Annotated in this window: 11 protein-coding genes and 1 pseudogene; 6 read left to right on the top strand and 6 right to left on the bottom strand. The window is 70.4% G+C overall.

Annotated features, from left to right (window positions below; translation table 11 throughout):
• The 3 genes from AB0M47_RS40085 to AB0M47_RS40075 form a co-directional block, all read left to right on the top strand.
• On the top strand, positions 1 to 849 hold an 849-nt coding region (locus AB0M47_RS40085), incomplete at its 5' end, for a polyprenyl synthetase family protein (protein WP_363423564.1).
• A gap of 6 nt (positions 850 to 855) precedes the next feature.
• Entirely contained in the window at positions 856 to 2187 is a 1332-nt protein-coding gene (locus AB0M47_RS40080) for a hypothetical protein (RefSeq protein ID WP_363423562.1), read from the top strand.
• 15 nt (positions 2188 to 2202) lie between these two features.
• A complete protein-coding gene (locus tag AB0M47_RS40075) occupies positions 2203 to 2970 on the top strand; it encodes a hypothetical protein (RefSeq protein WP_363423560.1) in 768 nt (255 codons plus the stop codon).
• On the opposite strand, the gene AB0M47_RS40070 is transcribed toward AB0M47_RS40075, so the two are convergent.
• The 4 genes from AB0M47_RS40070 to AB0M47_RS40055 all read right to left on the bottom strand — a co-directional run bounded on the left by AB0M47_RS40070 (position 2967) and on the right by AB0M47_RS40055 (position 5736).
• Complete coding sequence (locus tag AB0M47_RS40070; RefSeq protein ID WP_363423558.1) at positions 2967 to 3539, bottom strand: HhH-GPD-type base excision DNA repair protein; 573 nt, start codon at positions 3537 to 3539, stop codon at positions 2967 to 2969. The genes AB0M47_RS40075 and AB0M47_RS40070 overlap by 4 nt on opposite strands.
• Positions 3540 to 3667: 128 nt before the next feature.
• Complete coding sequence (locus AB0M47_RS40065) at positions 3668 to 4474, bottom strand: SAM-dependent methyltransferase (protein WP_363423556.1); 807 nt, start codon at positions 4472 to 4474, stop codon at positions 3668 to 3670.
• A gap of 43 nt (positions 4475 to 4517) precedes the next feature.
• Positions 4518 to 5345 carry a helix-turn-helix transcriptional regulator gene (locus AB0M47_RS40060; RefSeq protein ID WP_363423567.1) on the bottom strand — a complete coding sequence of 276 codons (828 nt, stop codon included), beginning with the start codon at positions 5343 to 5345 and terminating at the stop codon, positions 4518 to 4520.
• A 157-nt stretch (positions 5346 to 5502) separates the two neighbouring features.
• Positions 5503 to 5736, bottom strand: coding sequence for a DUF397 domain-containing protein (locus tag AB0M47_RS40055; protein WP_253756655.1), 234 nt, complete (start codon positions 5734 to 5736; stop codon positions 5503 to 5505).
• A gap of 238 nt (positions 5737 to 5974) precedes the next feature.
• Between AB0M47_RS40055 and AB0M47_RS40050 the strand changes: the two genes are divergently transcribed.
• Entirely contained in the window at positions 5975 to 6721 is a 747-nt protein-coding gene (locus tag AB0M47_RS40050) for a GGDEF domain-containing protein (RefSeq protein ID WP_363423554.1), read from the top strand.
• Positions 6722 to 6748: 27 nt separating this feature from the next.
• Here the strand turns inward: AB0M47_RS40050 and AB0M47_RS40045 are convergent.
• Positions 6749 to 7228: pseudogene (locus AB0M47_RS40045) on the bottom strand (VanZ family protein); the annotation flags it as partial.
• 20 nt (positions 7229 to 7248) lie between these two features.
• Between AB0M47_RS40045 and AB0M47_RS40040 the strand changes: the two are divergent.
• Positions 7249 to 8727 carry a methyltransferase gene (locus AB0M47_RS40040; RefSeq protein WP_363423553.1) on the top strand — a complete coding sequence of 493 codons (1479 nt, stop codon included), beginning with the start codon at positions 7249 to 7251 and terminating at the stop codon, positions 8725 to 8727.
• A gap of 170 nt (positions 8728 to 8897) precedes the next feature.
• Here the strand turns inward: AB0M47_RS40040 and AB0M47_RS40035 are convergent, their stop codons facing one another.
• Positions 8898 to 9674 carry a sporulation protein gene (locus AB0M47_RS40035; protein ID WP_363423551.1) on the bottom strand — a complete coding sequence of 259 codons (777 nt, stop codon included), beginning with the start codon at positions 9672 to 9674 and terminating at the stop codon, positions 8898 to 8900.
• Between the two features lie 161 nt (positions 9675 to 9835).
• Here AB0M47_RS40035 and AB0M47_RS40030 point away from each other — a divergent pair.
• Positions 9836 to 10263, top strand: a 428-nt coding sequence (locus tag AB0M47_RS40030) for a sigma-70 family RNA polymerase sigma factor (RefSeq protein ID WP_363423565.1), incomplete at its 3' end; no start/stop codon positions are given.

Genomic DNA, 10263 nt, shown 5'->3' with positions numbered 1-10263 from the left:
GAAGTCATCGCCCTCGCCACCGAGGTCGCTCCGGCGCTGCCCGCCGCCGTCGCGGTCGAGCTGGTGCACAACTTCTCGCTGGTCCACGACGACGTCATGGACGGCGACGAGACCCGGCGACATCGGCCGACGGTGTGGAAGGAGTTCGGCGTCGCGCAGGCCATCCTGGTCGGCGACGCCCTGCTCACGCTCGCCGTCGAGACCCTCGGCACGCTCAGCGGGCCGTCCGACTCCCGGGTGGCCGGTCCCACCCGGGCGCGGCTGGCCCAGAAGATGCTGTCGGGGGCGGTCGGCGACCTGCTCCACGGCCAGGGCGAAGACCTGGCCTTCGAGACGCGCGACGACGTCACCACGGCGGAGTGCCTGGCCATGGCCCGGCGCAAGACCGGGGCGCTGATCGAATGCGCCACCGGTCTCGGGGCACTGCTCGGCGGCGGCACCGCCGAGCAGGTCGCCCGGCTGCGGGGCTTCGGGGCGGACCTCGGGCTCGCCTTCCAGATCACCGACGACCTGCTCGGCATCTGGGGCGATCCCGCGGTCACCGGAAAGCCCGTCTACTCCGATCTGCGCAGCCGGAAGAAGAGCCTGCCCGTCGTCGTCGCGCTGCGCTCGGGCGTTCCCGCTGCCCGGCCGCTGCTTCAGGCGTACGCGTCGGAAGAGGAGCTGAAGGAGGCGGATCTGGCGGAGGTCGCCGCGGCCGTGGACGCGGCCGGCGGACGGCAGTGGTGCGTGGCGCAGGCGAGCGAGCTGATCAGCCGGGCGCTGGACCGGTTGCACGACGACCCGCCGCTGGCCCGGACGCTGGAGCTGACCGCGCTCGCGCGGCTGCTCACGCAGCGGGATCGGTAGCGAGTCGTGCCCGGCGCGTGGTTGCTCGCGCTGGCCCTGACCGCCGGGGTGGTCGCCGGACCGACCACCCCGGCGGCGGAGCCGTTGTGCCGCAACGGTTTTCTGCTGACTCAAGACAAGACGCTGCTGCGCTTCGACGAGAACGCCCACGGGTACGCGAAGATCGCCGAGCTGCCGAAGCCGGTCAACGCGCTCGGCTACTTCGCCGACCTCGGGTACGCGATCTCCGGCGGTCAGACGGTCACCATCGATGCGTCGGGTCACCTGGCCTCGGTGGGACCGGCGGTCGTCCCCGGTGCGTATGCCGGGGCGGTGGCCGGTTCGGACTGGCTGCTGCTGGACGGGTCCACCCTGGTGGACGTGCGGCTCCCGGCGCTTACGGTGGCGCGCCGGGTCCAGCTGTCGGACCAGATCGACCTGGGGGACTGGGCGGTGAACCCACTCGACGGCGCGCTCTACGGGCTGGCCGCCGGGCCGAGCCGGCTCGTCCGCGTCGATCCCGCTACCGGCGTGGTCGACGCGACGGCCCTGCCCACTGTGGACGGCGTCGCGTTCGGGGCCGTGTCGATCAGTGCGTTCGGCGTACTGATGGCGTTGGAGAACTCGTCGGGCCGGATCTACCGGATTCCGTTGACCGATCCGTCGCAGGCGAGCTACGTGGAGGCGGGGGTGCAGGCGTACCACGCGGACGCCGCCGCGTGCCCGATCCTCTGGGACTACGGCTCGTCCGAGAACGCCGAAGCGCCGCGCAACACCGTCACGACCATGGAGGTGCTGAGCATCGGCGGCTCGGTGGGCGCCGACGACGGCGTACCGGCCCCGACGATCGCCGCCGACGCGACGTCATGGCAGGTCACGGTCGCGGTGCGGAACACCACGCCGGAACCGGCCCGGCTCGCGGGCTGGCTCGGCGACGCCCGCGCCACCGCCGAGGTGCCATCCGGGGCAGAATCCGTCGTCCTGTCCTGGCCACGGGTCAGCGTGCCGCGCACGGCCCGCAGCCTGCGTCTGCTCCTGCGGTTGTACGCCGGAAACCCGGCCGTCGTGCAGCCGACCGGATCGGCCTCCGGCGGCGAGGTCGAGGAGTACGCCGTGAGCATCCGCTGGCCCCAGCCGATTCCTCATGATCCGCCGTCACCGACGGTTCGGCCGTCGCCGTCCACAGTGGCTTCGCCGGTGCCGCCGTCGCCTTCGCCGTCTGCGTCTCCGGTGGCGCCGGCCGCGGTGCGCCGGCCGCCCGCGCCACCCGCTCCGAAAAGGAAACTGCCGCTCACGCTGACCTTCTTCGCGGGCCTGCTCGTCCCCGCGATCACCCTGGCGGCTCGCGTACGCCGATGACCTTGGGGGCTCCCGATGGATGTCATGCTCACCGGAACACTCGTCACAATCGGGGCCGCCGCCGCGTCGGTCGGTGGCTTCCTCCTGATCTCCAAGGTCGTCCCGCGCCGATGGCTGGTCGCCGACACGGACGCCGCCAGCACGCTCTACGCCACCATCGGGATGGCGTACGCCATCCTCATCGCCATCGCCGCGATCGCCATCTGGGAACCCCGGTCGGCCGCCGCTTCGAGCACCGACCTCGAAGCGGGCAGCCTCGTCGAGGCGTACTGGTCGACCGACCAACTCGCCCCGGCCGACCGAACCGAGGTGCGCGACCTGATCGTGGCGTACCTCGGGGAGGCGACCGGTCCGGAGTGGACCCGGTTACGCGTACGCCACGAGCCGGACGACGGGGCCGAACTACTCTTCACCGAGCTGCGCCGGCGGGTCGACGCCGTACGCCCCCGGACCGATCCGGAGCAGAACGCGTACGCCCAGCTCAGTGCCCAGATCAGCGCGGCGGCCGGGGCTCGGAGCGGTCGACTGCAAGCCGCCGGCGAAGGAATGCCCGGCCTGCTCTGGCCGGTGCTGATCGCCGGCGGGCTGGTCAGCGTGGTGTTCCTCTACCTGTTCGGGCTGGAGCGCACCTTCCCGAACGGGCTCATGATGGCCGTCGTCGGGGCGATGATCGCGCTGCTGCTCTTCGTCCTCTACCAGGTGGAGTACCCGCTCAGCCGGGCGTTCGCGGTCACCCCGGACAGCCTGACGACCGCGCTCGCCCGGTTACGCGGGCTGCCCTAGCCCTTGGCTGCCGCCTTCGCGGCCTTCTTGTACTCGCGCACCTTCGTCAGGGAGGCCGCGTCGACGATGTCGGCCGCTGACCGGAACGACCCCTCCTCGCCGTACGCCCCGGCCGCCTCGCGCCACCCCGCCGGTTGTACGCCGAGCTGCTTGCCGAGCAGGGCGATGAGGATGTGCGCCTTCTGCTTGCCGTAGCCGGGCAGTGCCGTCAGCCGGTTGAAGAGGTCCTTGCCGTCGGCCGCCTCGCCCCAGATCCGGCCGGCGTCGCCGTCGTACTCGTCGGTGACGGCTTGGCAGAGTTGCTGCGTACGCTGCGCCATCGAGCCGTGATAGCGGTGGATGGCCGGGGGAACGGCGTAGATCCGGGCGAAGTCCTCCGGATCGTGGCCGGCGATGGCCGCCGCGTCGAGATGCTGTACGCCGAGCCGCTCGGCCAGCCGGAACGGCCCCGCGAACGCCTTCTCCAGGGGCTGCTGCTGGTCGAGGAGCATCCCGATGAGCAGCGCCAGCGGGTCGGTCGCGAGCATCTCGTCGGCCGCCGGCTCCTGAGCGAGGAAGAGCTTCGACATGGCCCCAGCTTGCCAGACCTCGGTGTGCCCGTAGTGGGCAGATCAGGGATATGCATGCTTCCGAGGTCCAAGATCGCATGCATATCCGTGATCTGCCGCTCAAGAACGCCAGCGGGACAGGGGGAGCGTCAGCGCTTGTGGCCGACGCCGCACCACTCGGTGACGACGGCCTCGTCGTTGCCGTCCGGCCGCCAGTGCGACACGGTCACGAAGCCGGGGTCGAGGACCTCCAGCCCTTCGAAGTACTCGGCGATGGCGGCGGGCGTACGCGCGCAGATGGGAGCCGAGCCGCTGGAGTTCCACATCTGCATGGCGCGCTCGACCGCTTCCCGGTGGACCTCGGCCGTGGGATGCGACATGACGAGGTAGCTGCCTTCGGGTACGGCGTCGAGCAGCTTGGCGACGATCGCGGCGGCCTCGGCGTCGTCGACGACGAAGTTCAGGATGCCGAGCAGCATGATCGCCATCGGCCGCTCGAAGTCGAGCGTACGCGCGGCGTTCTGCAGGATCGTCTCCGGATCGCGGATGTCGGCGTCGATGTAGTCGGTCGCGCCTTCGGGCGTACTCGTCAGGAGGGCACGCGCGTGGACGAGGACCATGGGGTCGTTGTCCACATAGACGATCCGCGCGGCGGGGTTGGTCTGCTGAGCGACCTCGTGCGTGTTGTTCGCGGTCGGCAGGCCGGTGCCGATGTCGAGGAACTGGTCGATTCCGGCGGTACCGGCGAGGTGACGGACCACGCGGCCGAGGAATTCGCGGTTGTAGCGGGCGGACTGCACCAGCTCCGGCATGAATGCCAGGACCTGCTCGGCCGCCTCGCGGTCGGCGGCGAAGTTGTCCTTGCCGCCGAGCAGGTAGTTCCAGAGCCGCGCGGAGTGGGCCACCGAAGTGTCCAGCCGGGACAGCAACTCGGAGTTTTGCGGTGCGTCGTTCACAGCAATGCACCTCGCATGAAGGGTCGGGGATCCATAGATTAGGTTACTGAGCCAGATCCGCCGCGATTTTGCGGAGGATGTCGGGCGTCTGTTCGGGCGGCGCGGCCTCGATGCAGAGCGTCTCCATGACGATCTGGTACTGGTCGACGTCTTCGCGCTTGTCGAGGTAGATCGCGCTCGTCAGCTGCTCCACGTACACGACGTCGGGCAGGTCCGGCTCGGCGAACCGCATGATGCTGAAGGCGCCGCCGTGCGCCGCGTGCCCGCCGATCAGGAACGGCACGACCTGGATGCGTACGTTGGCCAGCTCGCTCGCCTCGATGAGCGCCTCGAGCTGGGCGATCATGACCTTCCGGCCGCCGACCGGGCGCCGCAGCGCGCCTTCGTCGACGACGGCCCAGAACTGGGGCGCCTCCGGTTTGCGCAGCACCTGCTGGCGGGTCATCCGCAGTTCGACGCGACGGTCGATCCCCTCGGCCCCCGTACGCGCGTGCCCGAGGCTCACGACGGCCCGGGCGTAGTCGGCGGTCTGGAGGAGGCCGGGGACGAACTGGACCTCGTAGTTACGGATCAGCGACGCCGCCGACTCCAGCCCGATGTAGGGCTGGAACCACGCGGGCAGGATGTCGCTGTATCGATGCCACCAGCCGGGCGCGTTCGCCTCCCGGGCCAGGGTGAGCAGGCGTTCGCGCTCGTCGCCCTCGGCCAGCCCGTAGTGGGTGAGCAGGTCGGCCACGTCGCGTTCCTTGAACCCGACGCGGCCCAGCTCCATCCGGCTGATCTTGGACTCCGACGCCCGGATCTGCCAGCCGGCGTCTTCCCGGGAGATCCCTTGGGCTTCTCGCAGCCGGCGGAGGTGCGCTCCGAGCATGATCCGCAGGGCGGTGGGCCCGCCGCCGCTGCCGGCCTCGAACGGGGCGACCACGGGCGCTCACCTCCCAATTTTCCTGATCGTGATCTGAAGCATGCCTTATGTGGACCGATCGGCGGTTCACCGATCCGGTGGTATGCGTGTCGGTGCCGTGCTGTCACGGCCCGCCGGGGACCACCAGATCGTCGAACTCGCCGTCGCGTACGCCCGCGACGAAGGCGGCGATCTCCTCGGCCGTGAACACGAGCGCCGGACCGTCCGGGTTCCGGGAGTTGCGGATCGCCACGCCCGAGCCCTCCGGCAATCGGGCGACCTCTACGCAGTTCCCGCTCGCGTTGCTCCGTCCGCTCTTGCGCCAGGTCAGGTGCTGGCCCTGGATCCAGTCAGTCACGAACTTGATTCCCTCCCCGCGGTTAATCTGTCGTCTGCACGTGCATCCGCTCTTGCATCCGCACCGTGCAGAGCGCATCATAACCCCAGTGACCTGGTACTGATCGTCTTAAGTGGATGACGGTGAAGCTCGCCGAAAACCTCGATAAGCGGTCCGGGGTCCACATATTCCGTCGAACGGCCATATTGCGAAATCGGGCGGCCGATACCGTCGGCCCGCGCGAAAGGGGAGCGCAGCCGTGAATCCAGCCGTCGTCGCGATCGTCCTGACCGGCTTGGCGGGCGTGGGGGTGGCGGTCTGGCTGGGCCGGCGGGTTCGCCAGGCCGAGGCGGCCGCCGTCGAGCTGCGCCGGAAGGTCCTCGTCGAGCGCATCGCCGCCCGGCAGGATTCGCTGACCGGCCTGCTCAATCGGCGCGCGTTCTACGAGTTGGGCACCGCGTTGCTCGCCGACCCGGCCCGGCTCCCGATGACCGCGGTGCTGGTCGACGTCGACGGCTTTCAGCGGATCAATCACGCGTACGGGCAGATCGTCGGCGACGAGGTGCTCGTCGCGCTCGGTCGCCGGTTCGCGGACTACGTGGGCGGCCAGCTCGTGGCGCGGCTCGGCGGAGACGAGTTCGTCGCGCTCGTCCGCGGATCGGGGGCGGACCCCGACCCCGACCGGCTAGAGGAACTGCTCGCCACCCCGATCTGGGTCGGCGGTCAGGTCATCCGGATCACCGCGACGGTCGGAGTGTCCGATGTATCCGGTCCGGCCGACCTCACCCGGGCGCTGCGCCGGGCCGAGTCGATGCTCCGGCGTACCAAGATCGTCCAGCGGCGGGCCCGGACGCTGCCCAACCCCGTCACCCGCACCACCCCGACCGAGGGCAGTCCGCTCGAACAAGCCCTGCTGAGCGGGCACGAGGCCCGCGTCGAGGGAGCCGGCGTCGACCCCGTCTACTGCCGGACCCGGGTGGTCGCCAAACGGCGCCGGCGCCACTGACCGCCGGCTCCAGCGAAGGGTCAGCAGCGCGCCCAGGGCCGCCCCGGCGGTGTTCTGGAGGACGTCGTCGAGGCTGGAGATCCGGCCCAGGTGGAAGGCGTACTGGGCGGTCTCGATCGCGGCGGAGTAGCCGGCCGCCAGCAGGACGACCCCCGGCACGCTCAACCACCGCCAGCGGATCGGCGCCAACGCGCCCAGCGGCAGCAGGAAGACCAGGTTCGCGAAGATCTGCACGAACGCCTCCGCGCCGTCCCCGCGTACCTGGGCCACCAGGTCCACGAAGGGGCGCAGGCTGATCCGCTCGGGTCCGTGCAGCGGGGTCAGCGCCATCCACGTCCACGGCAAGGTCCCGACGAACACCCCCGCGACCAGCGCGTCCGCGCGCCAGTCCCGGCCCCGTCTCGCTCCCGCCCACACTATGAGTACGCACACCGCAGCGACCGCAGCGGTGGAGACCAGAACGAGTCCCCAGCGCTGGATCAGTGCCGCTATCAGGTCCGAAGGCATGGTGCTGGCAGGATAGGGCAGTGACCGAACAGCAGGGCATCCTGGATCGCGCCGGCCTCGATCAACTGCGCGACGCGCTCGTCGACGCCGAGTTCACCCAGGCAGGCGTGGCCGCCCGGATCGGGCCGGAGGCCTGGGCCGCCGCCGGGCGCGAGGACTTCCGGGCCACCCTGGCCGCCACCGACGGCGCGGACGACGCTCTGGGCGTACTGGTGCGGGTGTTCCTCGCTGGGCAGACCGAAGCCGAGGAGACCGTCGCCGCCGCGCTCCGCGGGCTGCCGCTGCCGCAAGCACTGGCCTCCGGGCTGGTCGAACGGGCCGAGGGCGGCCTGCGCGCCGGGATCGACCTGGACATCTACGGCGACTGGTGGGTCGTCGCCGACCTGCCGGCCGCGGCCCGGCCGGGCCGTCCACTACCCGCCGATCACGTGCTCGGCGTCGGCATGGCCTCGATGACGCTCGCCGACGCGACCATCCGTCGCCCCGTCGGCAGCGCCCTGGACCTGGGCACGGGCTGCGGCGTACAAGCTCTGCACCTGTCCGAGCACGCTGCGACGATCACCGCGACCGATCTCTCGGAGCGGGCGTTGCTGCTCGCCGCGACGACCGCGCACCTGAACGGGCTGTCCTGGGAGCTGCTGGCGGGCGACATGCTGGCGCCGGTCGCCGGGCGGCGGTTCGACCAGGTGGTGAGCAACCCGCCGTTCGTGGTGGGGCCGGGCGTGACCACCCACACCTACCGCGACTCTGGGCGGCCCGGCGACGGCGTCTGCGCGGAGCTGGCGGCGGCCGCGCCCCGGCTGCTGAACCCCGGCGGCACGATGCAGTACCTGGCGAACTGGGTGCACGTGGCGGGGGAGGACTGGACCGAGCGCGTCGCCGGCTGGTTCGCGGGGACCGGCTGCGACCTGTGGGTCATCCAGCGCGAGGTCACCGAACCCCTCGACTACGTACGCCTCTGGCTCTACGACGCGGCCGAGGGCCACGACCCGCAGCGGGCCGCGGCCTGGCTGGACTGGTTCGACCGCAACAAGATCGAAGCCATCGGCTTCGGCCTGATCAGCGCCCGGTACAGCGGCTCCGACGAGCCGATCGTGGTCTGCGAAGACGCCTTCCAACGCCTCGACCAGCCGGTCGGCGCGCAGGTCGCCGCCTGGTTCGGCCGTCAGGACCAGTTGTCCGGAGTGGACCTCGACGGTCTGCTGGACCTGCGACTGCGTACGGCGCCCGGGCTGCTGCTGCGGCAGGACGCCACGATGAGCCCGGACGGCTGGGCAGTCGACCGGCAGATCCTCGAACTGACCGACGGGATGCACTGGGCCGAGGAGATCGACCCGCTGATCGTCTCCCTCGTCGGCGGCTGCGACGGCACCACCACGCTGCGAGAACTGGTGACGTTGCTGGCCGCCGCCCACGAAGCGCCCTTCGACCTGCTGGCGCTGTCGCTGGCGGGCATCGTCCGGCACCTGATCACCCGCGGCCTCCTCCTCCTCCCCTGAGTCCCGCTCGCTCGCCGCTCGCTCGCCGCTCGCTCGCCTTTTTCGCTCGCCGCACGCTGCTCGCTCGCCGCGTTGATCATGGAGTTAACTGTGGTGTCGCCGGCGTGTCGAGGGGGCAAGCACCATGATCAACGCGCCAAGGGCGGAGGAAGGGTGGGCTGCGCGGCGGTTCAGAAGAGGCCGCCGCGCCGGCACGACTCCATGATCCAGTCGTCCAGCGTGCCCTTCCAGTCGGTGTCGCCGAGCGCCGAGTGGTCGACGACGAAGCGGCCGAAGACCTCGCGGTTCGGGATGAGCCCGCCCCGGCGGTCGAGTTCGAGGATCACCTGGGTCGAGACCGGTCCGGCGACGAAGGTGACTTCGAGCTGGTTGAGCATGGTGGCGTACTTGGCGGCGGGGTGGAACTCGATCTCCTGGAAGAACGGGAGCGTCTGATCCACGCCGCGCAGGGTGCCGTGCTCCACATCAGAGCGGAGGATCCGGAAGCCGAGATCCAGCAACGCCTTGACGACCGTCTCCTGCGCCGGCAGTGGCGTCGTCTCGATCGGGTCCAGGTCGCTGCCGTCGAACGCGCGGGCGACCTCCAACTCCGTACGCAGTCCCAGCTCGACCGTGCTGAGCCGCTGCCCGGCGATCATCGTGAGCGGAGCCTCGTAGGGCACGAGGTACTCGAAGGGAAACTCGCGCTCCTCGCCCGGGGCGAGCCCGAACGATCCGGTCAACGCCTGGCGCGCGAAGAAGACGTCGTCGAAGTGGGTGTCGTCGCCGTCGACGCATACCTTTGTAGACAGTCCGAGGACGACCTTCGAGATGGTGACCGGTCGCGACCCGCCCACCACCTGGACGACGCCGCTGACGTCGCCACCGGGCTGGGTTCGCTTGGCCTGCAACGTCGTGGCGACACTCGGTCCACCGGTGCCGAAGAGCTGGCGCAGCCGGTTCAACACGTTTTGTTCCTCCCCATGAACTTCACGTTCGCGGGCAAGCGTAAGCCACGCCACACCCCGGGTTGAGTCACCTCACCGTCACTTCACGCGCCCGAGTGCAAGCTCTTCTCATGTTCAGCGAACGGGGAGAGACGACGATGGACGACACCGCCGTAACGGTCATGACGAACGACCTCGACGCCGTCGACGAGCGCGGCGTCTCCTCGGACCTGGTCCGGGCTTACCTGAACGCGATCGGCAAGACCAAGCTCCTCACCGCGGAGCAGGAGGTCGAGTTGGCGCGCCGGGTGGAAGCCGGGCTGATGGCCGAGCACCTCCTGGAGGCGGCCCACGAAGCGGGCCACCCTTGCGAGGTCGCGAACGACCTGGCCGTCGTGGTCTCCGAGGGACGTGCCGCGAAGGACCATCTGCTGGAGGCGAACCTCCGGCTCGTGGTCAGCGTCGCGAAGCGGTATACGGGCCGGGGGATGGCGTTCCTGGATCTGATCCAGGAGGGCAACCTGGGTCTGATCCGGGCGGTGGAGAAGTTCGACTACACCAAGGGTTACAAGTTCTCGACGTACGCCACCTGGTGGATCCGGCAGGCGAT

This window comes from Hamadaea sp. NPDC051192, assembly GCF_040682475.1.
Classification (GTDB): domain Bacteria; phylum Actinomycetota; class Actinomycetes; order Mycobacteriales; family Micromonosporaceae; genus Hamadaea; species Hamadaea flava.
This window is presented reverse-complemented; position numbering and strand designations above follow the sequence as displayed.

What these genes read in the sequence shown, in the direction of transcription:
- AB0M47_RS40075 (WP_363423560.1), top strand. Translation starts at nt 2,203, where the DNA reads ATGGATGTCATGCTCACCGGAACACTCGTCACAATCGGGGCCGCCGCC.
- AB0M47_RS40070 (WP_363423558.1), bottom strand. Translation starts at nt 3,539, where the DNA reads ATGTCGAAGCTCTTCCTCGCTCAGGAGCCGGCGGCCGACGAGATGCTC.
- AB0M47_RS40060 (WP_363423567.1), bottom strand. Translation starts at nt 5,345, where the DNA reads ATGCTCGGAGCGCACCTCCGCCGGCTGCGAGAAGCCCAAGGGATCTCC.